This is a genomic window from Synechococcus sp. HJ21-Hayes, from assembly GCF_024345835.1.
Taxonomy (GTDB): Bacteria; Cyanobacteriota; Cyanobacteriia; order PCC-6307; family Cyanobiaceae; genus Vulcanococcus.
Genome location: NZ_JAGQBW010000007.1, coordinates 22,149 through 47,274, shown reverse-complemented (window position 1 = coordinate 47,274; position 25,126 = coordinate 22,149). Strand labels below are relative to the sequence as shown.

The following is a 25,126-nucleotide window of genomic DNA, read 5'->3' as shown; positions in this document are numbered from 1 at the left end:
GTTCCGAAGGGGGTTGAACGCCGTTGCTCACAGGGATCTACTAGTGGCCCGAGCTTAGCGATTTGACGAAAGGGAGGACGGCAGCGGAAGATCTTGGTTTGGCATATCGAGAGCGGGATGGCTGTTCCCAAGAAGAAAACGTCCAAGGGCAAGCGCAACCAGCGCCACGCCACTTGGAAAGGCAAGGCAGCTGTTGCCGCCCAAAAAGCCCTCTCCATCGGCAAGGCCGTACTGAGTGGCCGCGCCCAAGGCTTCGTCTACCCCGTGGCTGAAGAGGAAGGCGACGAGGCCTGATCCTCACGAGCCACCTCGATTTGTTCCAACACCCCAGCGCCGCTTCCCTCCAAGAGGGTGCGGCGCTGTCCATCCAGCACGCGAACCCAATCCGCCCGCTGCAGCACTGGCCGTTGATAGAGCCGGGGAGGCAGTGAACTCAGGCTGGCTCGCACCACAGCACTGAGCGCGGCAGGTGCCATCCAGCCTCCGCCGCGCCTGCGTTGGCGTGCCTCGGCCTGAAGGCGCCAGCGCAAGGGCAGCTCCCAGCGGGCCGGCCAGAGCACCAGCTGCAGATCCAGCTGCTCCCACAGCGGCTGATAGGCCACGAGTTGCTGGTTCCAGTGGGGTATCCACTGCCGTTCCAGCGCAGACACCCCCTCGAGGCCCTGATCGCTCACCAGGCCAGCCTCCAGAGCCCCCGGATCCAAACAACAACAGCCCACCAGCCAGCCCTCCAGCAGCAAGGCATCGGCCTCTCCATCCCAATCGGCAACCCGATCGCCATCGCCACCCCGCAGGGTTTTGTCGAAGCGGGGGAGCACCAGCTGCGCGGGGCCCTCGGCAGGTTGGGCCCGCCACTCCTGCAGCCCGTGCAGCAGCAACTGCGGCTCATGGCTCCCGGGCGGTACCCGGGTGACGCCAAAGGGATTGCCGGCCATGGCCCGCTGCCGCTCCTGCCAGGGCAGATAGGCGTCGTCGATGGACGCCACGGCCAAGCGCAGCCCAGCCTTGGCGCATACCCGCTGCAAATGACGCGCCAGGGTGCTCTTGCCTGCCCCCACGGGTCCATTCAGGCCGATGAAGGGGCGCTCAGCTCGGCTGACCCGCCCGCTGAGCTCGGCCAGGATCCAGGACTCGAGCGTCATGAGCCCAGCTTGAAGGCCTCCAGCATGAGCGCGTACACGACGCCAATGCGCAGGTTGTCGAGCATCACCCAGGCCAGGGCCGGCTGACCCTTCACGAGATGGGTGCGCAGGCGCACCAGGAGCTCCACCAGCAGCACCGTGATCAGCACCACCAGGGGCCGCTGGCCCAGTTTTTGCAGCCAGTAGGCCGTGAGGTTGTTGCCGGCATAGAGGCCCAGGAGCAGGGCCAGCAGGCCCAGGCTGCGGCGACGCCAACTGCCGCGAAAACCACCGACCAGAGCCGTGACCACGCGGCGCTGGAGCCGGTTGAAACGGGTGGCCTGGAGGGGCAGTCGGGTCATGGCCGCCGCAACAGCTGCTGCAGGTAGGAGAGCGTGATGTGGCCATCGGGGCAAGCCGGGCCGTGCCACACCACGGAGGGGGAGCCGGGCTCACCCAGGTGATCCACCATCGCCGCTGCCGCACTGAACGCCTCCACGGGCTCAGCCGCACTGGAGGCACTGCGGGTCACCAGGGTGCACAGCCCTGCGGCCATGGCCGCCCGCAGTCCATTGCTGGAATCCTCAATCGCCAGAGCCTGGGCGGCATCGCAACCCAGCTGCGCCAAGGCGAGGCGGTACGCCTCTGGATCGGGCTTCTTACGGGCAACATCCTCCCCACACACCCAGAAACGAAACAACGGCTGTGAGCAAGGCAACGCCTGCTCCAGCAGGGCAGACACTGCGGCGCGTCCACTGGTGGTGACGATCACCTGGGGAATCCCAGCGGCAGCGGCAGCCTTCAGGAGCCGGGCCACCCCAGGCCGCAGGCCCAGGCCACCCGCGGCCACCAGGGCGGCGTAATGGCGCTGCTTGGCGGCCTGCAACGCCTCAACGCGCGCAGCGCTGGGCGGTGCACCCTCCACCTGCTGGAGAAAGAAGCGCAGGCGCTCCCGCCCGCCGCTGATCGGCAGCAAGGCGAGATAGGTGGCGGGATCCCAGCACCAGGGCAAGCCCGCTTCGGCCAAGGCGCGGTTGAAGGCGAGCCGATGGCCATCGAGCTCCGTCTCGGCGAGGGTGCCATCCACATCCCAGAGAAGCGCCGCGGGAAAGGGCACCGGGCCATCACAACCGTGGCCAGGAGGTTAGGGCGCTGGATCGTCCCGGCATGACGCTGCAGGATGGACTCCTGTTGGGCCGATGCTGTTGCTCTCCGCTGCCCCCGAGCAACGCTGGCAGCTGCCCGTACCGGCAGTTCCGAACCCTGAACTACAGAGCCTGGGGCTCTGCGAACCCCTCCTGGCCGTACTGCAGCGGCGGGGCCTGGGCAGCCGGGAAGCCATTGAAAACCTGCTGGAGCCCGCCGAGGCACCCGATCCTGCCAAGCATTTCCCGGATCTGAAAACCGCCGTAAAACGCCTGCGTCAGGCCTGTAAGGGAGGCGAGGCGGTGGCCATCTGTGGCGATTACGACGCCGATGGCATGACCAGCACGGCCCTACTGGTGGGGGTACTGCAACGGCTGGGGGCAGCACCGGTGGCTGCCATCCCCAGCCGTCTCGACGATGGCTATGGCCTCAACAGCGCCATGGTGGAGCGGCTGGCTGGTGAGGGCATCCGCCTGCTGGTGACGGTGGATAACGGCATCGCCGCCCGCGAGGCCCTCGAGCGGGCCAAGGCGCTCGACCTGGATGTGGTGCTCACCGATCACCACACCCTGCCGGCTGAGCATCCGCCCTACCTGGCCCTGCTGCACCCGGCCTGCACCCCGGAGGGGTCGCCGTACCGCGGGTTAGCCGGGGTGGGGCTGGCCTACGTACTGGCGGTGACCCTGGCCAAGGCCTTTCGCTCGGAGGAGGGGCTCGCCATGGCCCTCGATCTGTTCTGCATCGGCACCATCGCCGATATGGCCCCGCTGCAGGGGGTGAACCGTCGCTGGCTCATGGACGGCCTGCCACGGCTGAAAGCCAGTGCCCTGCCGGGGTTGCAGGCGTTGCAGCAGCTCGCAGGGCTGGACGACGTTCCGGTGGATGCGAGCACCGTGGGCTTCCAGATCGCCCCCCGGATCAATGCGGTGGGACGCCTGGGCGACCCCGAGCTGGTGGTGGAGCTGCTCACCACCACAGACCAGGAGCGGGCCCTCGACTTGGCCCGGGAGTGCGAAGCCCTCAACCGTCAGCGGCGGGAACTGTGTGATGCGATCGAGGCGGAGGCCGTAGCCCTGGTGGATGCCGATGGTGCCCAGCGCAGCCCCTTCCTGCTGCTGGCCCAGAGCCACTGGCACCATGGCGTCATTGGCATCGTGGCGGCCCGACTGGTGGAGCGATTCGGGCTGCCGGCAGCCCTGCTGGCCAGCGAGGGGGATGGCCGACTGCGCGCCTCCGTGCGGGCGCCCAAGGGGTTTGCCGTGGACCAGGCCCTGCAGCAGTGCAGCGCCCTGCTGGAACGCCATGGGGGCCATCCGGCCGCCGGCGGTTTCACCGTGCTGGCGGAGCGGGTGGCGGCCCTGCATGAGGCGCTCAACGGCATGGCGGCGGTCTGGCTGACCCACCAGGGCAGTGGCCTGGTGGTGGAGCCGGAGGCTCTGCTGCAGCTCGAGCAGATCGACCGGGGCCTGTGGCAGCAACTGCAACGTCTGGAGCCCTTTGGCATCGGGCACCCCACTCCGATCTTCTGGAGCAGCCGCTGCCGGGTCACCCAGCAAAAAGAGCTGCGGGGGGGGCATCTCCAACTCACCCTCGGCCAGGGCGACACCAGGGTTCGTGCCGTGGCCTGGCGCTGGCAGGGTGGTTGGACCCTGCCCCAGCACGTGGATGTGGCCTACAGGCTGCGGCTGAATCGCTGGCAGGGGGAAGAACGGCTGCAGCTGGAGCTGGTAGCCCTGCGGGAAAGCTGCGCGGACGCGGTGCGCCTACAGCGGCAGGGCCGCACCTACTGGGTGACCCGGGACGGGGATGGCCTGGTCATCCGCAATGCCGCCGGCGATGAACTCCGGGGCTTGGCCTTGGCGGGAGAGGGCCTCAGCGCCGACCATCCCCAGGCCAACCACCCCTATGTGCAGGCCCTGGTCCAGGACGCTGCCATGGCCCTTGGGCTGGTGGCCTGAAGCAGGCCACGGCCATCAAAAACCCCCTGGCTTTCCCATTCGAGAGCCAGGGGGCTGAGCCCCATTTGGTTAGGAGCTTGGACGCTGCCGAAGCTCAGAGGGCGCCGCGGCGGTAGAAGAGGATGAAAATCACAGCCGGCCCGGCGATGGTGATCAGGAACAGAGCAGCGAAGTTGGCGATCAGATGGAAGTCGATTCCCATGGGAGAACGGCGCAGCGGCTGCACAAGTCAGTCCCAACCCTACGGTCCGCAGTGGACCTCCCCAAGGGAGCCGACGCCGCACTGTGACGGCTTGTCACAGCCGCAGGGCTTGCCGCGATGAGCGCAGACCTGCACTGGCGCTGCATCAGCGGCTGCGGCTCCTGCTGCCGCCTGGATCCAGGTGAACGGGAGGAGGCCCTAGCCGCCCTCACCGAAGAGCAGCAGGAGCAATACCTGGCCATGGTGGGACCGGATGGCTGGTGCATCCACTTCGACACAGGCTCCAGCAACTGCCGCATCTATGAGGACCGGCCGATGTTCTGCCGGGTGGAAAACCTGGCCAGCCTGTTTGAGGTTCCAGCGGAGGAGGCCAATGCCTTCGCCATCAACTGCTGCCGCCAGCAGATTCGCAGCGAACATGGCGGCCGTGGCATGGTGATGCGACGCTTCGAGCAGGCGATCCGGCAGCCCCCCGAACAGGCTCTCTGACCTCCATGTCCCAGGACCCCGCCGACACCGACACCGGAACGGGCACAGAAGCCATTACGCCCGCCGATACGGCTGCAGGCAGTTTTGGCGCCGTCTTCCTCACCACCTTCACCACGGTCTTTCTTGCGGAACTGGGTGATAAGACCCAGCTGGCTGCCCTGTTGCTCTCGGCAGAGTCGGGCCGGCCCGTGATTGTGTTCATCGGAGCCTCCCTGGCGCTGATCAGCTCCAGCCTGGTGGGGGTGCTGCTCGGCCGCTGGCTGGCCCGGGTTCTGCCCCCACAGCAGCTGGAGCGGCTGGCGGGCATCCTGATGATCGGCCTGGGCCTTTGGCTGGGCCGTCAGGCCGCTGTGAGCATGCTCCCCCTCGCCTCCTGAGCGCCATGCAACTTCCTCTTCTGGCCTCCACCTTCGCCACCGTGTTTCTGGCTGAACTCGGCGACAAGACCCAACTGGCCATCGTGACCATCAGCGGCACCTCCAACCGCAGTGGCGCTGTGTTTGCAGGCAGTGCGGCCGCTCTGGTTCTGGCCAGCCTGCTGGGAGCCGGCGCCGGCGGCTCCCTCTCGGCGGTGATTCCCCCCAATGCTCTGCAACTGGCTGCCTCCATTGGCTTTCTGGTCATTGGGCTGCGGCTGGTGATCAAGTCAGGACAGAGCGACGACGGTGCTGAAGACACCGCGACCACCAATCCCTAAAGTTGCGGAGTTGGCGCTGGCCATCGGGGCGTTGTTGCCGTTCCGATAGCGCATCGCTGGACACGCACTCCAGGGGCCCCAACAGCCGCCACCGCGCCCTCCCAAACCGCCAATGAAGTTCACGGTCGCCGACCTGATCGAACAGCTGCCCGCCGAGGCGCATCTCCCCATTGCCAAGCTCGAAAAGGCTCTGGGGCTGAGTGCCGAGGCCGACAAGCACCAGCTCCGCATCGCCTTAACCGGCCTGGTGCGGGTGGGCGTTCTCGAGGAGAACGACGACGGGGTGGGCCGCGTTCAGGACGACGGACTGATCACAGCGCGGCTGCGCTGCAGCAGCAAGGGCTTCTGTTTCGCCCTCCGGGACGACGGCGGCGAAGACATTTACATCCGCGACAACCAGCTCAACCACGCCTGGAATGGTGATCGGGTGCTGGTGCGCATCACCCGTGAGGGCGGTCGGCGCCGCTCCCCCGAAGGGGGAGTGCAGTGCATCCTCGAGCGCCACACCACCAGCCTGTTGGCCCAGGTGGAGCAGCAGAACGAGCGGCTGGTGGCCGTGCCCCTGGACGATCGGCTGTTGACGGCCCTAGAGCTACCGGAGGGGGATGCCAAGCACCTGAAACCGGCCGATGAGGCCGTGGTGGAGGTACAGGTGGATCGCTACCCGGTGGGGCAGCTTGCCCCCCAGGGGCATGTGGCCCGCAGCCTGGCGATCAATGCGGGGCCGGAGGCCGATCTCGATCTACTGCTCACCAAGCATGGGCTGCGGGAACGCCCCGCGACACCCAAGGGTTCGCTCAAGACCCCCGAACCGAAGGATCGCGACGACCTCACCGCCCTGCCAACCCTGCTGTTGCAGAGCTGGAGCGGCACAGACGCACCAAACCTGCCGGCCGTGTCGCTCGAAACCACCGACACCGGCCTGCGGCTCTGGGTGCATGCCCCGGCAGTGGCCGAGCGGGTGGGTTTTGGCAGCAACCTCGATCTCTTCCTACGAGAGCAGGCGGAAGCCCTGTGTGTGGGTCCTCGCTGGCTGCCGCTGCTCACCACAGCGTTGAGCAAGGCTTCTGCCTTCAAGGTGGGAACCCCGGAAGCCGCCCTCTCGGTGGCTCTTGAGCTCAGCAGCGATGGGGGTCTGGAGCACTACCGCTTCTGCCGCAGCACCATCAAGGCTGACGGACTGGTGGACACGAAGGCCCTGCAGGCCCTCGCGGAACGCAAGCCCAAGGCCCGCACCACACCTGCGGCCCTCAAGGCCGTGAAGGAGGTGCTGCCCCTGCTCGAACAACTGGTGGACCTGGCAGGTCTGTTGCGCCAGCAGCGGCTCGCCGCAGGCTCCATCGATCTCGCCCTGGCCATGCCGGCCATCGACGGGCTGGGTGATCTGGCCATTCCCGAACCGGATGAAACTCGCCAGGGCTGGATGGTGCAGCTGGATCCCTGCCGTGAGCCCATGGGCCTGCTGCGGGAGCTGATCCTGCCGGCCCATCGTGCCCTGGGCCGCCATCTGGCCGCCCTGGAGTTACCGGCGATCTATGCCCAGAACCCGGCTCCCGATGGCGAGGCCGTGAACGAAGTCGCCAAGGCGGCCCTGGCCCTGGAGATCCCGTTAGAGCTCGCCACCGATGGCAACGCCACGGCCCAGGAACTGGCCGTGGCGTTTGCCGCCACCGACCGCTGCCGGGTACTGCAGCAGCAGCTCAAGGACCCCCTACGCCCCGTAAGCCTGTCAATGGAACCGGGCGCCAACATGCTGGCCGGGGACCCGGTGGCCTTTGCCCCCTGGTGTTACCCCGCCCTCCACTACGCCGATCTGTGGAACCAGCACGTGCTTGTGCTCCTGCTCTGCGAGGGCAAAGACCGCCCCTCCGTGCGCCACAAGACCCGGGTGGACATCGCCGGTGACAGCAGCCACGGCACCATCGACTGGCCCCTGCTCGCCCCGAGCAACCTCACCCCCGTGGAGGAAGCCCGCAGTGGAGCCTTGCTGCACCGGCTCAACGCCCGCTCCCGTTTCGCCATCGACCTGCAAGCTGATGCCCTAGCCATGGCTCAGGCCCGTCAGGCCGAGCCACTGGTGGGCCAGACCCTCACCGGTGTGATCAGCGGCGTTCAGAGCTATGGCTTCTTCGTGGAAGTGCCTCCCTCCCAAGTGGAGGGGCTGGTGCACGTGAGCTCCCTCAAGGACGACTGGTACGAGTACCGCTCCCGCCAGAACCGCCTGGTGGGCCGCAAAAATCGCCGCACCTACATGCTCGGGGACCAAGTGGAGGTGATCATCCAGAAAGTGGATGTGCTGCGTCATCAGATCGACCTGGCCGTGGTGCTCCCCGAGGGCTACGAGGAGTACGACAAGGGCGGCCACGCCGACCACGAGCCCGATGGCGACGACGAGCTCAACGGCGACGAGGCCTAATCGGTGCCCCCCACTGCAGGCGTCGATCCGGTGGTGTTGGCGGTATCCGGCGCCAGCGCCCAGCCCCTAGCCCAGCGGGCCCTGCAACTGCTGCTGCAGGCCGGCGAGCAGGTGGAGATGGTGGTGAGCCGCGGTGCCATCGGGGTGTGGCAAGCGGAACTGGGCCTGCGAGTGCCCAGTGAACCCGAAGCCCAGGAGCAGTTCTGGCGCGAGCGCACCGGCACCAGCGGCGGTCAGCTGCGCTGCCGTCGCTGGAACGACCAGGCGGCTGGAATAGCCAGTGGCAGCTTTCGCACCCGCGGCATGGTGATCCTGCCCTGCTCCATGGGCACGGTGGGACGGATCGCCGCGGGGGTGGCCACCGATCTGGTGGAGCGTGCAGCGGACGTGCACCTCAAGGAGGGACGCCCGCTGGTGATCTGCCCGCGGGAAACCCCCTGGAACCTGATTCACCTGCGCAACCTCACCGCCCTGGCGGAGGCTGGGGCACGGATCGCCCCACCGGTTCCCGCCTGGTATCACCAGCCCACGAGCATCGACGACATGGTGGATTTTCTGGTGATCCGGGTGTTCGATTGCCTGGGCTACGACCTCGGCCCCCTGCGCCGCTGGAGTGGACCGATTCAAGCCTGACCCCGTGTTGCAACGTTTTCTGCTGCTCCCCCTGCTCACCCCGCTGCTGGCGGTGCTGCTGGTGGGCGCCCTGAATCCACGGCCCGGTGCCAGCCTGCAGCTGCTCATCTGGCGGAGCCCCGCCTGGCCAGTGGGCACCTGGATGGCGGCGGCGGCGGCGGCCGGTGCCGGCCTCAGTGCCGCGGGCACCGCCCTGGCCCTGCAGGGCAGTGCCGGGCCCGCCCCCAGCCGGCAGGTGCGGCGCAGTGGCGGCAGCGCCTCCCGCCAGGAGGAGTGGACCGAGCCAAGCGGCCGCAGCAACCAACGTGAACCCGACGCCTCAGCGCCCGCAAACTGGGGGGGATGGGCCGGCCCCAGCCGCGCCCCTACCGATCCGCCGCCCACGGTTTCGGTGCCCTTCCGGGTGATTCGCAAAGCCACAACCATGGCCCCACCGGCCGCTGCCAGCGACGGTTCCAGTGATAGCGACGGCTGGGACACACCCTCAAGCGACGACTGGTGACGAAACGGCCGCGGGGCCTCCCTAAAGTTCGGACCAGTTTTCTGCCCTAGGCCCGCGACGGTGACCGATTCCGCCAGACCCGAACCCGCCGCCTCGACGGCCCAGGCATCCCCTGCCAAGGCCGTGAAGCCGCCGGCGCCTGAAGATCAGGCCTTCTCCGACTTTGTGCCGAATCTGCTGATCCCGGCCCTCGCCAAGGAAATCAAGGCCTACGGCGGACCGGAGACCACCATCAGTTTTGAGCAGGGTCCGATGCCTGTGGTGGGCAGCAGCTGCTGGATGGTGAAAGGAGTGCTGCCAGGGGCCCGGCGCTTCTGGCTCTGCTTCACCAGCGACGCCATCAGTTCGGCGAAAACCATCGCGGTAGCGGAAGCTGGTGCCGAGCCGACGGTATTGGAGTCTTTTCTGATCGATGAAAAGAAAATGACCCTGGCCCTGCTGGTGTCGCGCCTGGTACAGCGGCTCAACGGCCAGAAGTGGCTGGGTGCCAACTAACCGGGGCTGAGCCCAGACTGTTTACAGAGCGCCGGCAAGGACGCCGCGGCTCCTACGATGCTGCTCCGTCCATAGCTGCGACACCCGATGGTGCCCCCCACAGCCGTTGCTACCCCCGCCATGGGCACCCCCGAGGCGCCGGCGATCAAGGACCCTGTGAAGGACACGATCCTCACCCCGCGGTTTTACACCACAGACTTCGACGCCATGGCGGCGATGGATCTTCGCCCCAACGAGGCGGAGCTCGAAGCGATCTGTGAGGAGTTCCGCAAGGACTACAACCGCCACCACTTCGTCCGCAACGAGGAGTTCGAAGGCGCGGCCGACAAGCTCGATCCGGACACCCGGCGGGTGTTCGTGGAGTTCCTGGAGCAGAGCTGCACCTCCGAGTTTTCTGGCTTCCTCCTCTACAAGGAACTAAGCCGTCGGATCAAGGACAAGAACCCGCTCCTGGCCGAGTGCTTCGCCCACATGGCACGGGATGAGGCCCGCCATGCCGGGTTCCTCAACAAGGCCATGAGCGATTTCGGCCTGCAGCTCGATCTCGGCTTCCTCACCGCCAGCAAGGCTTACACCTTCTTCAAACCGGCCTACATCTTCTACGCCACCTACCTGAGCGAGAAGATTGGCTACTGGCGCTACATCGCCATCTTCCGCCACCTCGAGAAGAACCCCGACAGCAAGATCTTCCCGATCTTCAACTTCTTCGAGAACTGGTGCCAGGACGAGAACCGCCACGGCGACTTCTTCGATGCCCTGATGAAGGCACAGCCCAAGACCGTCACCGGCCTGCGGGCCCGGCTTTGGTGCCGCTTCTTCCTCCTAGCGGTGTTCGCCACCATGTACGTGCGCGACGTGGCTCGCAAGGAGTTTTACGAGGCCCTAGGGCTCGATGCCCGCGCGTACGACAAGTACGTGATCGCCAAGACCAACGAGACGTCTGCCCGGGTGTTCCCCGTGGTGCTGAACGTGGAGCACCCCCGCTTCTATGAGCGCCTCGAGCGGCTGGTGAGCAACAACAACGCCCTAGCCAAGGCGGATGAGGGCACAGCCCCGGCCCCGATCAAGCTGCTGCGCAAGCTGCCTTACTGGGCAGCCAATGGCCTAGAGATGGCCCAGTTGTTCCTGATGAACCCGATTCGCAGCGAGCAGTACCAGCCAGCCGTGCGCTGAGGTCTCACCAGCCGCCGGCCTTGCCGGCAGATCCCGAGGGCCCTGGCCACTGCGGCCAGGGCCTTTTTGCTAGGACCAGTCCTGGCTTTCACCTTGCACTCTCCCAACGCGTGGTCGTTTCCGCCGCCTCCCCCACCGGAATTCCGGCCGGGTCCCCCGGACCCCGCACCGATCAGCTGAATCACCTCTGGCAGCCCCGGCTAGAAGCCCTACTGTCCGGCGGCCGAGCAGCGGGAGCCGACTTGGTGGAGGTGTTCCTGGAGCGCACCGACCACATCGGCGTGCTGGCCGAACAGGACACGATCACCAGCGTCAGCCCCGCCTTTGGCATGGGAGCTGGCATCCGCGTGTTCCGCGGCGACCGCGATGGGTTCGTGAGCACCAACGACCTCAGTGATGCCGGTCTGCAGCGAGCCCTCGAGCAGGCCCTGGGGATGCTCGGACTGCAGCGCAGCGAGGGCGCGCTCAGCGGTTTCGACGGCCTGGCCAACCTGCGCGACTTCGCAGCGACCAAAACCGACTGGCTGGCCCGTTGCCCCGAACTCCAGGAGGCCACAGCCAAGCTGCTGGAGGGCACCGCTCTGCTGGAGCGCCACGGCGCCCACCTCCAGGCCCGCCGCGGCAGCTACGCACGCGACTGGCAGGAAGTGCTAGTGGCAGCTAGCGACGGCACCTTTGCCCGCGATGTGCGGCTGCACCAGTCGGTGGGGTTGAACGTGCTCGCCGCCGATGGCGACCACCGGGCTGGCGTAGGCCGGCGTTACGGCACCTCCGGCCGACCTGACGACCTGCGCCACTGGAATGCCGAAGCGAGCGCCCAGGAGGTGTGCGAAAGCGCCGGCAGCATGCTCTACGCCGACTACGTGGAGGCTGGCCAGTTGCCGGTAGTGCTGGCCAACCGCTTCGGCGGCGTGATTTTCCATGAGGCCTGTGGGCACCTGCTGGAAACCACCCAGGTGGAGCGGGGCACCACCCCATTTGCCGAGAAGGTGGGAGAACCCATTGCCCATGAAGCGGTTACGGCTATCGACGAGGGCCTCACCGATGGAGCCTTTGGCTCCCTCTGCATGGACGACGAGGGCATGGAAGCCCAGCGCACCGTACTGATCGAAAACGGCATCCTGCGGCGTTTCATCTCCGACCGAGCCGGCGAACTGCGCACCGGCCACGCCCGCACCGGCAGCGGCCGCCGCCAGAGCCACACCTTTGCCGCCGCCAGCCGCATGCGTAACACCTTCATTGCCGCCGGCCCCCACACACCCGAGGAGTTGATCGCCTCGGTGGACAAGGGGCTCTATTGCAAGTCCATGGGGGGCGGGAGCGTTGGCCCCACCGGCCAGTTCAATTTCGCTGTGGAGGAGGGCTACCTGATCGAGAACGGGCAACTCACCAAGCCGGTGAAGGGTGCAACGTTGATCGGTGAAGCCAAAGAGGTGATGCCGCGCATCTCCATGTGCGCCAACGACCTGGAACTCGCGGCCGGCTTCTGTGGCTCCGTGAGCGGCAGCATTTTCGTCACCGTGGGGCAACCCCACATCAAGGTGGATTCGATCACCGTGGGGGGCCGCTGAGCATGACCGCCACGATTGCCAACGGGGCTCCCGCCAGCGCAGGCCTCCAGGCCGAACAACTGCGCAGCAAGCTCGAGCAGCTCGCCACCAATGCCGGTATTCGCCAGTGGGACCTGGGCGCCGCCTGCAGTACCGACACCTCCGTGCAGGTGGACCGGGGGGAAGCCAAGCAGATGAAAGGTGCCCAGCGCAGCTCCATCACCGTGCGGGTGTGGAACGACGCAGGCCTGGTGGGCATCACCAGCACCTCCGATCTGTCCGATGACGGGCTGGAGCGCGCCCTGTCCGGCGCCCGCGATGCCAGCGCCTTCGGCAATGCCGAAGACACCCCCGCCTTCTCCCCCCTGGCCACGGCTCCCGTAGCAGCCTTGGATCAACCAATCCACGCACCCCAGGGCATCCTCACGCTGCTGGACACCCTCAAGGACGCAGAACGGCAACTGCTGAATCGCCATGCCGCGATTGGCACCGTGCCCTACAACGGCCTGGCCGAGCGCAGCAGCGAGCGCCTTTACCTCAACAGCGACGGTGCCTGCCGCCAGCAACGCCTGAGCACCGCCAGCCTCTACCTCTATGCCAGGGCCGAAGAAGCAGGACGTAAACCTCGCAGTTCAGGAGCTGTGCGCCTCGCCTATGGCGCCAGCGATCTCGACATCGCCGGCTGCATCAACGAGGCCGCCGAGCGCACCATCAGCCACCTCAACTACGCACCGATCGAAACCGGGCGCTACACCTGCGTGTTCAGTCCCGAGGCGTTCCTCGATCTGATCGGTGCCTTCAGCAGCCTGTTCAACGGCCGAGCCGTGCTCGACGGCGTGAGCCTGAGCAACCGTGACGCGATCGGCGAGCGACTGGCAGTGCCCTTCCTCGACCTCCACGACAACGGCCTGCACCCGGGCAACATCGGCGCCTCGACGTTCGATGGCGAAGGAACCCCCACACGGCGCCTAACCCTGCTGGAGGGCGGCACGTTGCGCAACTTCCTGCACTCTGAGGCCACCGCCCGCGCCTTTGGCGTGGCCCCCACCGGCCATGCGGGCCTAGGGGCCAAGGTGTCGGTTGGACCGGACTGGTTCGAGATTGGGCCCACCCCTGGGAGTGGCGGTGGCCAGCAGGGCCTGGATCGGTACAAGGCGGACGAGCCGATCGTGTGGATCGACTCCCTCTCAGCCCTGCATGCGGGAGTGAAGGCCAGCCAAGGATCCTTTTCGTTGCCATTCGACGGCTGGCTGGTGAAGAACGGCGAGGTGCGTTCCGTGGAAGCTGCCACGGTGGCCGGGGACATCCGCACCCTGCTCAAGGCGATCGTGGGCTTTGAAGGGGAGGCCAAGATCACCCCCGATGGGCTCTGCCCTCTGGTGTGGGTGGAGGGCCTGTCCATCACCGGCGAAGCGTGAAGATCCTGTTCTGGGGAACGCCCGCCTATGCCGTTCCCAGCCTCGAGGCCCTAGTGGCGGCAGACCATCAGCTGGTGGGGGTCGTCACCCAACCCGACCGCCGCCGGGGGCGCGGCAAGCAGCTGATGGCCTCCGCAGTGAAAGCCAGGGCCCTGGAGCTCGGTATTCCGGTGTTCACCCCGGAACGGATCCGCCGCGATTCCGAGTGCCAGGCCCGGCTCGCCGCCCTGGAGGCAGACCTCTCCGTGGTGGTGGCCTACGGCCAGATCCTGCCGCCGGAGGTGCTGGCCCAGCCGCCCCTGGGCTGCTGGAACGGCCATGGATCCCTACTGCCCCGCTGGCGCGGGGCGGGACCCATTCAATGGAGCCTGCTGGAGGGCGATAGCCACACCGGGGTGGGCGTGATGGCCATGGAGGAAGGGCTGGATACGGGCCCCGTGCTGCTCGAGCGTGCGATCCCAATCGGCCTACTGGAGAACGCCCAGCAGCTGGGGCAGCGCTTAGCGGCGCTCACGGCTGAGCTGCTGGTGGAGGCGCTGCCGCGGATCGCAGCCGTAGGCACCGGCCCGCAGGCGGAGCGCTGGGCGCGGTTGGGGGTGACCCCCCAACTGGAGGAGGGCCTCACCTACGCGCGCATGCTCACCCGGAACGACTTCAGCATCGATTGGAACAGCTCCGCCCTGGCCATCCACCGCAAAGTGATGGGGCTCTACCCCGGCGCCACCACCAGCTGGCAGGGCAAGCGACTGAAACTGCTGGCCACCGAACCCCTGGTACAACGGCTGGCCGCGCAACTCAGTCCGGAAGGGCAGCTGCTAGCCCAGCAGGGCGGCCTGACCACCACAGAAGCCGCTCCGGGCAGGGTGCTGGCGATCGCCGACGGGATCGGTCTGGTGGTGGCCACCCAGGGGTGTCCGGTGCTGGTGCGCGAGGCCCAGCTGGAGGGCAAAACCGCCTCTGCAGGGCCGGTACTGATCCAACAACTGGGGGCCAAGGTGGGCGACCAGCTGGGCCCTGAGCCCCAGGCTTAACGGCCTGGGGCGCGCCGGCTGCGGGGAGCCGCGGGCCGGGCCGCGCGAGATGGGGCACCGCGGGAGCCGCCACGGGAGCCGCCTCGGCCCCGGCCACCACTGAGATCCAGGGGCGGTGCGGAGAGGATGGTGGGCTCAAAGCCCGGCACGGCCTGCTTGGGCAACGGGTTGCCGATCATCCGCTCAATGGCCCGCAGCAGCTCATGCTCCTCGGCGGCCACCAGAGACACGGCGTGGCCGCTGTGGCCGGCGCGGCCGGTGCGACCGATGCGGTGCACATAGTCCTCCGCTTGGTTGGGGAGATCCAGGTTCACCACGTGGGGAAGCTGGTGGATGTCGATGCCCCGCGCCGCGATATCGGTGGCCACCAACACCCGCACCTCACCGCTCTTGAAGCCCGCCAGGGCCCTAGTGCGGGCCCCCTGGCTCTTGTTGCCGTGGATAGCGGCGGCCTCCATCCCCTCCTTGGTGAGCCGCTCGGCGATGCGATTGGCGCCGTGCTTGGTACGGGAGAACACCAGCACCTGCTGCCAGTCGTTGCTCTTAATCAAATGGGAGAGCAGGTCGGGTTTGCGGGCCATGTCGCAGGGATGAAGCACGTGCTCCACCGTGGTGGCCGTGCGATTCTCGGGTGTGGCCTGCAGCTGCACCGGGTTGTGGAGCAGGCCTGTGGCCAGCTTCTTGATCGAGGCCTCAAACGTGGCGGAGAACAGCAGGTTCTGGCGCTTGGGAGGCAACAGGGCCAGGATCTTATGGATATCGCGGATGAAGCCCATATCCAGCATCCGATCGGCTTCATCCAGCACCAGGATTTCCACCCGGTCGAGCTTCACGGCGTTCTGCTGGGCCAGATCCATCAACCGGCCCGGTGTGGCCACAAGCACGTCAGTGCCGCGCCGCAAACGCATCATCTGCGGATTGATCTTCACGCCACCGAACACCACATCGGAGCGCAGATCCAAGTGGCGTGAATAGGCCGCCACGTTCTCGCCCACCTGGGCGGCAAGCTCGCGGGTGGGGGTGAGCACCAGGGCCCGCACGAGGTTGTTGCGGGCGTGGGGGCCATGGCGCAACCGCTCCAGCATCGGCAGGGTGAAACCGGCGGTCTTACCGGTACCTGTCTGGGCGGCGGCCATGACATCGTGGCCCGCTAACACCGCGGGGATGCACTGCTGCTGGATGGGTGAGGGGGTGGTGTAGCCCTTCTCCACAACCGCCTGCACGATCGGGCGGCCCAGACCCAGGACCGCAAAGGCCGATTGGCTGAGCTCCTCGTCAGACACGGCCGCCACAGCCGGGGCATGGGAGGGCTCCGATGTCGCGGCACGGGCGAGGCGCCGGGGCCGCGAACGCTGCTCCTGACCCGGAGCTGGGTTGGATGACAGGGAAATCGGAGCTCATCTCAGAGGATGGCTTCACCCTAGGCCGCACCCCTGCGTCAGCCCTCGGTGTAGAGCCGGCGGGCCTGCTCCAGGGTGCGCTGCAGGTCGGCATCAGCCAGGTCGCAAGCCTCGGGCCAGCAGCCCTTCAACCAGGCCCGGAATGCCTGCAAATCGCTGCCGTCGAAGAAGCTGTCCTGGGCTGCCAACACCCGGAACTTCAAGAACTCCAGCAGCCGAGCCCGCAGGCGCTCCGGCTGGATGAGCCGGCAGCGGCATGGATCGAGCTCCAGGGCGAAACGATCGGCCACCGCCACGGGCCCCAGGGGAGGTGCCAACACCTCCAGCAGTGAAGGGCGCTGGTGGTGGGCCCGTTTGGTTTCGGGATGGGGGTGGTAGACCAACGCGTCCACGGCCAGCCCGGGCGCCTGGGAACAGCGCAGCAGGCGGCAACGCCAGAAGGAAAAGGTTTCCGGCGGATGTCGATCGGTCCAGCGCAGCTGGGGAAAGCAGTGGTCGGGATCCCGCAACCGCCATTCGCCGGGACTGAAATCGAGGTTGAGGGTGCCGAGCTGGAAGCCCCCCAAGTCCAGCCCCAGTTGCCGGAAGAAGGGCGCCTGCAGGCTGATCGTGCCAGCGGGGTAGGGACTCTCTCCCGCCCGTCCCGACGCCACGCCATGGCCAGACACCAGTTGTCCCTCATACCAAGTCGCCATGGGATCAGTCGGGGCTGAAGTGGGCGCAGCGCTCACAGGGCCCATCAGGCAACACCGCGCAGCGCAGCAGAGGGGTGCGGGCATTGAATCGACAGCTGGGGTCACCGATCACCCAGCGCCCCTCCCACCAGCGGGCATCCGCTGGCCGTTTCTGGGGCTTCACCTGCAGAGCAATGGCCGCCAGCTCATAGCGCCCGGCTCGCAGCTGGTAGCGGTGGTGCCGCTGGAGCACCAGGAAGCTGCGGTCCTCCAGTTCCAGCCAGCGGCCCGGCTGGGGGATGTCCTCGAGATCCAGAAACTCCAGCAAGTGGTTGCTGCCGGCCTGTCGCAACTCAACGCGCATCGATTCAGCAGCACAACTCAGGAATTGATCTCAGCGGGATCAGCCGCCGGATTGCGCGCAGAGAAGCCCCAGAGGAACAACAGCGCCACCAGGAGCAGCAAACCCCATTCCGGTGGCACCAACTGTGGGGCCACCAGCCGCAGCACCAACCGCACCCCCACCAGCCCCACCGCCAGATAGCCGGCAGCCTCGAGGTGGCGAAACACAGCCAGCCAGCGAATGAAGAGGGCTGAGGTGAGCCTCAGGGCAATCACGCCGATCACACCACCAGCCATCACCAGAAGCAGGTTGTCGCTCACGGCCACAGCCGCCGCAACGCTGTCGATGGAGAAGGCGAGGTCGGTCACGGCCAGGGTGGCCACCACCGCCAGCAACGGCCGATCGGTGGGGGCGCTGGTCTCGGCCTCAGGAGCGGCATCGGCCGCCACCTCGGGATCCCCGGCGTGCGAACGGAACCAGCGGGGCAGCAAGTTGCTGCCACTGAGCCACAACAGATAACCCGCCGCCGCCAGCTGCAGGGGCCAGAAATCCAGAACCCAGCTGGCGGCAGCGATCAATCCCAGCCGGAAGACAAGCGCTAGCGCCAATCCCAGGTTGAGGGCCTGGCCCTGGAGTGCCGGAGTGCGCAGACTGCGGGAAATAGCCGCCAGTGCAATGGCGTTATCGGCGGACAGCACCGCCTCGAGCGCCACCAAGAGCGGCAGGAGCGCCAGCAATTCGCCCCATTGATCCGCCCCTTCGATCAAGGGAGACAGGGAGGGAATCGACTCGGCTTCCATCAGATCTGCAGCGGAGGCCGGAAGCAGGCACTCTAGGAAGCGTGTTCGAGCGGCAACCGCGCGATGCAGCTGAAGGCCCGACTGGTGCACGCTGAAGCTGGCCGGCGCGTGGTGCGGGTATCGGCCTGGCAGCAGGGGGCCTGCCTGGGCAGTGCACTGGGGGAGGCAGAGAGCGCCGAGGTGGCGGAAGACCGAGCAATCGAGCGCCTCCAGAAGCGACTGGTGACCACCCCAGCCGGGACACCAGCGCCGCCAACGGCAGCGGCAACGCCGATCCCCACCCCGCAGGCCCGCAACAGCGTGATTCGGCGCCCTATGGGGGAAGCAGCGGAAACCAACGCCCCACTTGAGGCACCCGCCAGCCCTGAACTGCCCCCGACAGAAGGGATCCAGCAACCACCTGACGACTGGAGCGACGAGCTGGCGGCCTTGGATCTACACCTGCAACGGCTGGGCTGGGACCGCGATCAGGAATCCACTTACCTGCAGCGGGCCTTTGGCCACCCGAGCCGCTCACGGCTCACCAGCTACGGCGACCTGAGCGCCTATCTCAAAACGGTGCAACAGCTGAGCCCCGGCAGCGATCCCGCCAGCGCACCGGTGCCGCTCCGCCGGGCCGATCTCTTGTCCCAGTGCGATCAGATGCTGCAGCAGCTCCAGTGGGATGCCAGCCAGGGCCGTGCGTTCCTAGAGGAACATTTCCAACTCGCCAGCCGCCAGCAACTCAGCGATGAGCAACTGCTGCACTTCAACATGCTTCTGGAAGGGGAGCTCATGGAGAGCACCTCCAAATAGGCGTGAGTATTAGGCCGGGATGTGCAAAGCGTTGAGCACCAACCCTGGTCTGAGCGCAGAAGCAACGCGCTGACGGTTGGCTAGGCACTCGGCAGGGCTCAAGGACATTCACATCGGCAGCGGTTTCCCGCCCGGCATACGGCAATGGGCTTGCACCAGCCGGGCGCCCAGATCGAGGCGGTGCTGGTTGGCGTAGGCCTCTTCCTCCAGGGCCCGCTCCCGTGGCGAGGCCTTGGCGTAGAGGGGGTCGCTGAGGTGGCGGCGCGCCTGGGCATCCACGGCCCTGGAAAGGCCCAAGGGTTGGGGATGCAACTCCAGCAGCCCGCGGCGGCAGCTCTGGGCCACGTGAATGGCCTCGTGGTTGAGCACCGTCGCGAACTCGCGGCTGCCCTTGGCAGGCACATCTGGCCGGATCCGCAGGGTGCGCGCGCGGGGTTCCCATTCCCCGGCAGCCCCAGCCTTGCGAGGGGGCCCCAGCACCACCCTGACGCCGCGGGAACGCAGCTGAACCAGCAGGGCATCGATGGCACGGCGCTCGGTGTCGAACCGAGGCGGGTTCTGGATCAATCGCTTGATCTGTTCAACAGACAGGGCGGGATCGCCAGCACGACGCTTGTAGACGTAGCGGGTGCCCCCACCAGGCAGGGGCTCAGCCCGGGGTTGCCAGCGGCGATCGGCCGCCTCCAACTGGGCATGCAGCACCGCCTCCCGACCACTGGAGAGCGGGTAGTCCTGCGGCCTGAGCTGCGGCGGCGCCGACGGCATCACGGATGGATGCTGCGCCGCCGCCGTGAGCGCCAGGCCACCGAGGACCAGAAGACCGACCAGCGCGGGCAGCGGACGCACCAGGAGAACCCGCTCGAGCGGATCGCCGCAATGGCCGCAATGCAGAGCGCCATTGGAGCGGCGTTGAACCAGCACGGGCCTGGGGTGGCAATAGGGGCAGCGGTAGCGGGCCATCAGGGCTGCAAGGGCACAACCTTCGTGACATCCACGGCTCGACTGCCACGCTCTCGGCCAATTCTGGCGCGCGCGCACCCTTTCCACTTGCGAGGATGCCCGGCTCCGCAGGTTTGCTCCAATGCCCCTCACCGCCCTGGTGCGTCAGCTGCAGCAGGTGACCCTCACCGGGGAGGTGCTGCTGCGCCTGCAACGGGCAGAGCGCCTTCGACTTAGTGGGGCGGGCCGGGGGGCGCGAGCCCTGGTGAGCAGTGCCCTCGCGGCGGCAGCCGAAGCGCCACTGCTGGTGATCGTTCCCACCCTGGAAGAGGCGGGCCGCTGGGCAGCCCTGCTGGAGCTGATGGGCTGGGACAGCTGCCAGCTCTATCCCACCAGCGAAGGGAGCCCCTACGAGCCCTTTGATCCCACCAGTGAGATCACCTGGGGGCAACTGCAGGTGCTGAGCGAGCTGCTCGATGGTGGTGCCGGCAGCACGAGGCGCCAGGCGATCGTGGCCACCGAGCGGGCCCTACAGCCCCACCTGCCGCCCCCCGATGCGCTGCAGCACCAGTGCCTGAGCCTGCGCAAGGGCGACACGGTGAATCTGGAGGAGTTGGCGGCCACCCTCACCCGGCTCGGGTACGAGCGGGTGCCCACGATTGAACAGGAAGGCAGCTGGAGCCGACGGGGCGACATCGTCGACCTGTTCCCGGTGAGTGCCGAGCTTCCCGTGCGGCTCGAGTTCTTTGGCGAGGAGCTGGAAAAACTGCGGGAATTTGATCCCGCGTCCCAGCGCTCCCTTGATGCCATCGAGGTGGTGCGCCTCACCCCCACCGGCTACGGCCCCCTGATTGCCGAAGCACTGCGAGAGTCCATGCCCGATGGGCTGGATCAACTGCTCAGCCCGGAAGCCAGCGACCTGCTGCTGGAGGGCGGCACCCCCGAGGGCATGCGAAGGCTGATGGGCCTGGCCTGGCAGCGGCCGGCCTCCCTGCTCAACTACCTCCCCCCCAACACCCTGATCGCCGTGGATGAGCGGCGACACTGCCTCTCCCACGGCCAGCAGTGGTTTGACCACGCCGCCGATCACCACACTGATGTGGTGCAGGAACTGGGGCTGGAGCTGCCACCGCTGCTGCACCGCCCGCCCGCCGCAGCCCTAGAGCAAGCCAACGCCTTTGCCGGCTTCGATCTGGCGGAACTGCACGAAACCGACAACCACCCCAACAGTTTTGATCTGGCCTCCCGGTCGGTGCCGGCCTACCCCAATGCCTTCGGCAAACTCGCCGGCCTCGTGAAGGGGTTTGTGGCCGAGAAGTCCACGGTGTGGCTGCTCTCGGCCCAGCCCAGCCGGGCCGTGGCCCTGCTGGAGGAGCACGACTGCATCACGCGGTTCGTGCCGAACCCCAGTGACTTCCCCGCCATCGAGCGGCTAGTGGAGCAAGCCACGCCAGTGGCCCTCAAAACCCGCGGCACCGCCGAGCTGGAAGGGCTGCAGTTGCCGGCCTGGAAGCTGGTGCTGATCACCGATCGGGAATTCTTCGGCCAGCAGAGCTTGGCCGCCACCGGCTACGTGCGTCGGCGCCGCAAGGCAGCAAGCCGCACGGTGGATCCCAACAAGATGCAGCCGGGCGATTTCGTGGTGCACCGCAACCACGGCATCGGCAAGTTCCTCAAGCTGGAGAAGCTGGCCATCAGCGGCGAATCGCGGGATTACCTGGTGGTGCAGTACGCCGATGGCCTGCTACGGGTGGCGGCCGATCAGCTGGGCAGCCTGGGCCGCTACCGCGCCACCAGCGACGCTCCGCCCGACCTGAACCGCATGGGCGGCACTGCCTGGGCCAAGGCCAAAGAGCGGGCCAAGAAAGCCGTGCGCAAGGTGGCGGTGGACCTGGTGAAGCTCTACGCCGAGCGCCACCAGGCCCCGGGCTTCGCCTTCCCCGCCGATGGCCCCTGGCAGAGCGAACTCGAAGACTCCTTCCCCTACGAGCCCACCCCCGACCAAGTGAAGGCGATCAGCGATGTGAAACGAGATATGGAGCAACCCCAGCCTATGGACCGGCTGGTGTGCGGCGATGTGGGCTTCGGCAAAACCGAAGTGGCCATCCGCGCCATCTTCAAAGCCGTCACGGCCGGCAAACAGGTGGCGATGCTGGCCCCCACCACGGTGCTGGCCCAGCAGCACTGGCGCTCGCTCACCGAACGCTTCGCCCCTTATCCCCTCAAGGTGAGCCTGCTCAACCGCTTCCGCACCGCCGGCGAGCGCAAGGTGATCCAGGAGGGCCTGGCCGCAGGCACCGTGGATGTGGTGGTGGGCACCCACCAACTGCTCGGCAAGAGCACCACCTTCAAGCAATTAGGCCTGCTGGTGGTGGATGAGGAACAACGGTTCGGCGTGAACCAGAAGGAAAAGATCAAGGCTCTCAGAAAAGACGTGGACGTATTGACGCTGAGCGCCACGCCGATCCCGCGCACCCTCTACATGAGCCTCTCCGGCGTGCGGGAGATGAGCCTGATCACCACGCCACCGCCCCTGCGCCGGCCGATCAAAACCCACCTGGCCGCCCTCGATGAGGAGGCGGTGCGCAGCGCCATCCGCCAGGAGCTCGACCGCGGTGGCCAGATCTTCTATGTGGTGCCCCGGGTGGAGGGCATCGAGGATGTGGCCGCCCAGTTGCGGGCCATGGTTCCCGGCCTGCGGCTGCTGGTGGCCCACGGCCAGATGGCCGAGGGGGAGCTGGAGAGCGCCATGGTGGCCTTCAACGCCGGCGAGGCCGACCTGATGCTCTGCACCACGATCGTGGAGAGCGGCCTGGACATCCCGCGCGTGAACACAATCCTGATCGAGGACGCCCACAAGTTCGGCCTGGCCCAGCTCTATCAACTACGGGGCCGAGTGGGCCGGAGCGGCATCCAGGCCCACGCGTGGCTCTTCTATCCCGGCGATGCCTCCCTGAGCGAGGCGGCGCGCCAGCGGCTACGAGCGATTCAGGAATTCGCCCAGTTGGGCAGCGGCTACCAGCTGGCCATGCGCGACATGGAGATCCGCGGCGTGGGCAACCTGCTGGGGGTGGAGCAGAGCGGCCAAATGGAAACCATCGGCTTCGACCTCTACATGGAAATGCTGCAGGAATCCCTTGCAGAGATCCAGGGGCAGGACATCCCAGCGGTGGACGACACCCAGATCGATCTACCGATCACCGCCTTCATCCCCGGCGACTGGATCACCGAGAACGACGAGAAGATGGCCGCTTACCGCGCCGCGGCCGACTGCAGCAGCAAGGAGGCCCTGGTGGAGCTGGCAGCCGGCTGGGTGGATCGCTACGGCGCCATCCCCGCGCCGGTGCAATCGCTGCTGCTGCTGATGGAACTGAAGCTGGTGGCGAAGCGCTGCGGCTTCTCGCGCATCAAGCCGGAGAAGCCCAACATCGCCCTCGACACCCCGATGGAGGAGCCAGCATTCCGGCTGCTACGCCAGGGCCTGCCCCAGCACCTGCATGGGCGGCTCGTGTATCAGGCCGGATCGGGGAGCACCGCCAAGGTGCTGGCCCGGGGCCTGGGGGTGCTGCCGGCCGACAAACAGTTGGAGGAACTGATGGGCTGGCTGAACCAGATGGCGGAACAGATCCCCGGGGCCGATGGCCTCACCGAGGCCCAGCGGGCCGCACAAATGAAGGCGGCCAACGAGGCTGTTTTGAGCGTTTGATGAGAGATGCAGACAGCCGAAACCGCCTGCGCCGGAAGGCCCAACGCAACCAACTCAAACCTTCGTTACACTTCACAGCACACACCGGGCTGGCCCATGGGCGAACTGATGGATGTCTCGGGCGGCCTTGAGGGGGGCTTTGGCCTGATTTCAGGCTTGGTGAGTCTTGTGGCCCTCGGCATCTATGCCCTCACCCAGGGAGACACGGGCAATGACGACGATGATTCCAGCCCCGGTGGCGGCCTGATGCAGCCCGTCGGCGGCAGCGCCTGACGAGCCAAAGCGAGGGCGCTGGTCTCACCTCTTAGCGCTGAAGCGCGGCCGGCAGGTTGGTGGTGGTGGGGTTGAAGGCCTTGGCCTTGGTCACCACCCCAGCGCCACGTATCTGTTTCAACAAGGTGGATTCGGCCATCCGGTACTGGCTATCCTTCTTGGTGCCGAGGTCTTCGAGGCGCAGCTTCTGGGCCTCGGCCTCAGTGAGCTTGGCCCGCACATCCGGATCGATGCCATGCTTATGGATATCGCGGCCACTGGGAGTGAGGTACTTGGCGATGGTCACGGTCATGCCGGAGCCATCGGAGAGTCCCCGCACCGACTGCACCAACCCCTTGCCGAAAGTTTTCTCACCTACCAGCACCGCACGGTGATTGTCCTGCAGGGCACCGGAGAGGATTTCGCTGGCGCTAGCGGAACCCTCGTTCACCAGAATCACTAGGGGGCGCTTGGTAAGAGCCCGACCATTTGCACGCTTGATGTCCTGAATACCATCTCGGGTCTTTGTGGACACGATGATCCCCTCATCCATCCACTGGCGCGCAATGGCGATGCTCGCCATCAGCAGGCCGCCAGGGTTGCTGCGCAGGTCAAGCACGTAGCCCTGCACATCCTTGCCCTCCAGGTCCTTTACCGCCGCGGCCATATCCTTGGCGGCATTGGCATTGAACTGCTTTAGCCGGATGTAGCCGATCTTGGTGCCATCCCCGGTGGTGTTCACCTGGTGATCCACGGCGTGGAGCTCGATGCGCTCCCTCACCAGTGGAGCCTCCACCACCTTGCCAGCGCGGCGCAGCTGGATGGTCACCTTGCTGCCGGCCTGGCCGCGGATCAACTTCACCGCGTCCTCAGTGGACATGCCCTTGGTGCTCTTGCCGTCGATCGAGATGATCACGTCCTTGGGCATCACCCCGGCCCGTGAGGCCGGTGAGCCCTCAATCGGCGACACCACCACCAGTTCCTTCGTGTCCTTGTCAAGGCTCAGCTGAATGCCGACCCCAGAGAGCTCTCCCGAGGTGTCGATCTGCATCTCCTTGAATTCCCGGGGATCCAGGAAGCGGGTGTAGGGGTCATCGAGGCTGCCGAGCATCCCGCGGATGGCCTCATAGCTCTCCTTGGTGCTGCCGTAGCTCTTGGTGAGCACCGACTTGCGCAGGGTGCGCCACTTCTCCGGGGTGTACTTACCCGTAGTGTCGAGATAGTCACGGAAGACGATCTGCCAAGTCTGGTCGATCACCTCCTTGGGGCTATCGCTGATCAGCGACGCCGCGCTGGGGCCCAACAGGGGAGGAACCACCGCAGCGGCCATCGCCCCAACACCCACCAGCACGACAACCGGGGCGCGGCCGATCGTGCGACTCATGG

General features: G+C 66.9%; 26 protein-coding genes. 16 read left to right on the top strand and 10 right to left on the bottom strand.

Features of this window, described 5'->3' with window-relative positions; translation table 11 throughout:
- The first annotated feature begins 117 nt into the window (after positions 1 to 117).
- Positions 118 to 294, top strand: a complete 177-nt coding sequence (gene rpmF, locus KBZ14_RS07080) for a 50S ribosomal protein L32 (protein WP_255117618.1) — start codon at positions 118 to 120, stop codon at positions 292 to 294.
- On the opposite strand, the gene KBZ14_RS07075 is transcribed toward rpmF, so the two are convergent.
- The 3 genes from KBZ14_RS07075 to KBZ14_RS07065 are packed head-to-tail and all read right to left on the bottom strand — an operon-like array spanning position 258 to position 2,238.
- Positions 258 to 1,142: a hypothetical protein gene (locus KBZ14_RS07075; protein WP_255117617.1), complete on the bottom strand. Its 885-nt coding sequence runs from the start codon at positions 1,140 to 1,142 to the stop codon at positions 258 to 260. The genes rpmF and KBZ14_RS07075 overlap by 37 nt on opposite strands.
- Positions 1,139 to 1,483 carry a DUF565 domain-containing protein gene (locus KBZ14_RS07070; protein WP_255117616.1) on the bottom strand — a complete coding sequence of 115 codons (345 nt, stop codon included), beginning with the start codon at positions 1,481 to 1,483 and terminating at the stop codon, positions 1,139 to 1,141. The genes KBZ14_RS07075 and KBZ14_RS07070 overlap by 4 nt, the downstream gene beginning before the upstream one ends.
- Entirely contained in the window at positions 1,480 to 2,238 is a 759-nt protein-coding gene (locus tag KBZ14_RS07065; RefSeq protein ID WP_255117615.1) for an HAD-IA family hydrolase, read from the bottom strand. The genes KBZ14_RS07070 and KBZ14_RS07065 overlap by 4 nt, the downstream gene beginning before the upstream one ends.
- An 82-nt stretch (positions 2,239 to 2,320) precedes the next feature.
- On the opposite strand from KBZ14_RS07065, the gene recJ reads away from it, so the two are divergent.
- Complete coding sequence (recJ, locus tag KBZ14_RS07060; protein ID WP_255117614.1) at positions 2,321 to 4,225, top strand: single-stranded-DNA-specific exonuclease RecJ; 1,905 nt, start codon at positions 2,321 to 2,323, stop codon at positions 4,223 to 4,225.
- 94 nt (positions 4,226 to 4,319) lie between these two features.
- Here the strand turns inward: recJ and psb30 are convergent, their stop codons facing one another.
- Positions 4,320 to 4,427: a photosystem II reaction center protein Ycf12/Psb30 gene (psb30, locus tag KBZ14_RS07055; protein ID WP_094589557.1), complete on the bottom strand. Its 108-nt coding sequence runs from the start codon at positions 4,425 to 4,427 to the stop codon at positions 4,320 to 4,322.
- A gap of 117 nt (positions 4,428 to 4,544) precedes the next feature.
- Between psb30 and KBZ14_RS07050 the strand changes: the two genes are divergently transcribed.
- The 11 genes from KBZ14_RS07050 (at position 4,545) to fmt (ending at position 14,831) form a co-directional block, all read left to right on the top strand.
- Positions 4,545 to 4,916 (top strand): YkgJ family cysteine cluster protein, encoded by a 372-nt coding sequence (locus KBZ14_RS07050; protein WP_255117613.1) that lies wholly within the window; start codon positions 4,545 to 4,547, stop codon positions 4,914 to 4,916.
- Between the two features lie 5 nt (positions 4,917 to 4,921).
- Positions 4,922 to 5,293, top strand: a complete 372-nt coding sequence (locus KBZ14_RS07045) for a TMEM165/GDT1 family protein (RefSeq protein ID WP_255117612.1) — start codon at positions 4,922 to 4,924, stop codon at positions 5,291 to 5,293.
- A gap of 5 nt (positions 5,294 to 5,298) precedes the next feature.
- On the top strand, positions 5,299 to 5,613 hold the full coding sequence (locus tag KBZ14_RS07040) for a TMEM165/GDT1 family protein (protein ID WP_255117610.1): 315 nt from the start codon (positions 5,299 to 5,301) through the stop codon (positions 5,611 to 5,613).
- A 112-nt stretch (positions 5,614 to 5,725) separates the two neighbouring features.
- Entirely contained in the window at positions 5,726 to 8,029 is a 2,304-nt protein-coding gene (locus KBZ14_RS07035) for an RNB domain-containing ribonuclease (RefSeq protein ID WP_255117609.1), read from the top strand.
- Positions 8,030 to 8,032: 3 nt separating this feature from the next.
- Positions 8,033 to 8,662: a flavin prenyltransferase UbiX gene (locus KBZ14_RS07030; RefSeq protein ID WP_255117608.1), complete on the top strand. Its 630-nt coding sequence runs from the start codon at positions 8,033 to 8,035 to the stop codon at positions 8,660 to 8,662.
- A 4-nt stretch (positions 8,663 to 8,666) separates the two neighbouring features.
- A complete protein-coding gene (locus KBZ14_RS07025; protein WP_255117607.1) occupies positions 8,667 to 9,164 on the top strand; it encodes a hypothetical protein in 498 nt (165 codons plus the stop codon).
- A gap of 60 nt (positions 9,165 to 9,224) precedes the next feature.
- Positions 9,225 to 9,659 carry a DUF2996 domain-containing protein gene (locus KBZ14_RS07020; RefSeq protein ID WP_255117606.1) on the top strand — a complete coding sequence of 145 codons (435 nt, stop codon included), beginning with the start codon at positions 9,225 to 9,227 and terminating at the stop codon, positions 9,657 to 9,659.
- Between the two features lie 87 nt (positions 9,660 to 9,746).
- Entirely contained in the window at positions 9,747 to 10,832 is a 1,086-nt protein-coding gene (acsF, locus tag KBZ14_RS07015) for a magnesium-protoporphyrin IX monomethyl ester (oxidative) cyclase (RefSeq protein ID WP_255117605.1), read from the top strand.
- 140 nt (positions 10,833 to 10,972) lie between these two features.
- Entirely contained in the window at positions 10,973 to 12,403 is a 1,431-nt protein-coding gene (locus KBZ14_RS07010; protein ID WP_255117716.1) for a TldD/PmbA family protein, read from the top strand.
- A 2-nt stretch (positions 12,404 to 12,405) separates the two neighbouring features.
- Entirely contained in the window at positions 12,406 to 13,800 is a 1,395-nt protein-coding gene (locus KBZ14_RS07005; RefSeq protein WP_255117604.1) for a TldD/PmbA family protein, read from the top strand.
- Positions 13,797 to 14,831, top strand: coding sequence for a methionyl-tRNA formyltransferase (gene fmt, locus KBZ14_RS07000; protein ID WP_255117603.1), 1,035 nt, complete (start codon positions 13,797 to 13,799; stop codon positions 14,829 to 14,831). Before KBZ14_RS07005 ends, fmt begins: the two co-directional genes overlap by 4 nt.
- Here the strand turns inward: fmt and KBZ14_RS06995 are convergent.
- The 4 genes from KBZ14_RS06995 to KBZ14_RS06980 all read right to left on the bottom strand — a co-directional run bounded on the left by KBZ14_RS06995 (position 14,828) and on the right by KBZ14_RS06980 (position 18,048).
- Positions 14,828 to 16,114 carry a DEAD/DEAH box helicase gene (locus KBZ14_RS06995; protein WP_255117602.1) on the bottom strand — a complete coding sequence of 429 codons (1,287 nt, stop codon included), beginning with the start codon at positions 16,112 to 16,114 and terminating at the stop codon, positions 14,828 to 14,830. The two genes, fmt and KBZ14_RS06995, sit on opposite strands and share 4 nt — an antisense overlap.
- Positions 16,115 to 16,269: 155 nt before the next feature.
- Positions 16,270 to 16,926, bottom strand: coding sequence for a hypothetical protein (locus tag KBZ14_RS06990; RefSeq protein WP_255117601.1), 657 nt, complete (start codon positions 16,924 to 16,926; stop codon positions 16,270 to 16,272).
- Positions 16,927 to 16,930: 4 nt separating this feature from the next.
- A complete protein-coding gene (locus KBZ14_RS06985; protein ID WP_255117600.1) occupies positions 16,931 to 17,269 on the bottom strand; it encodes a DUF6464 family protein in 339 nt (112 codons plus the stop codon).
- A gap of 17 nt (positions 17,270 to 17,286) precedes the next feature.
- Complete coding sequence (locus tag KBZ14_RS06980; protein ID WP_255117599.1) at positions 17,287 to 18,048, bottom strand: TerC family protein; 762 nt, start codon at positions 18,046 to 18,048, stop codon at positions 17,287 to 17,289.
- Positions 18,049 to 18,111: 63 nt separating this feature from the next.
- Here KBZ14_RS06980 and KBZ14_RS06975 point away from each other — a divergent pair, with 63 nt between their 5' ends.
- Positions 18,112 to 18,843 carry a hypothetical protein gene (locus KBZ14_RS06975; RefSeq protein WP_255136311.1) on the top strand — a complete coding sequence of 244 codons (732 nt, stop codon included), beginning with the start codon at positions 18,112 to 18,114 and terminating at the stop codon, positions 18,841 to 18,843.
- A gap of 108 nt (positions 18,844 to 18,951) precedes the next feature.
- On the opposite strand, the gene KBZ14_RS06970 is transcribed toward KBZ14_RS06975, so the two are convergent.
- Entirely contained in the window at positions 18,952 to 19,803 is an 852-nt protein-coding gene (locus KBZ14_RS06970; RefSeq protein ID WP_255117597.1) for a hypothetical protein, read from the bottom strand.
- A gap of 121 nt (positions 19,804 to 19,924) precedes the next feature.
- Here KBZ14_RS06970 and mfd point away from each other — a divergent pair, with 121 nt between their 5' ends.
- Together mfd and KBZ14_RS06960 are read left to right on the top strand one after the other, a co-directional pair.
- Positions 19,925 to 23,488, top strand: coding sequence for a transcription-repair coupling factor (gene mfd / locus KBZ14_RS06965; protein ID WP_255117596.1), 3,564 nt, complete (start codon positions 19,925 to 19,927; stop codon positions 23,486 to 23,488).
- Between the two features lie 96 nt (positions 23,489 to 23,584).
- A complete protein-coding gene (locus KBZ14_RS06960) occupies positions 23,585 to 23,761 on the top strand; it encodes a hypothetical protein (RefSeq protein ID WP_255117595.1) in 177 nt (58 codons plus the stop codon).
- A gap of 31 nt (positions 23,762 to 23,792) precedes the next feature.
- Here KBZ14_RS06960 and KBZ14_RS06955 read toward each other — a convergent pair whose 3' ends face one another.
- A complete protein-coding gene (locus tag KBZ14_RS06955; RefSeq protein WP_255117594.1) occupies positions 23,793 to 25,124 on the bottom strand; it encodes a S41 family peptidase in 1,332 nt (443 codons plus the stop codon).
- Positions 25,125 to 25,126: the final 2 nt, after the last annotated feature.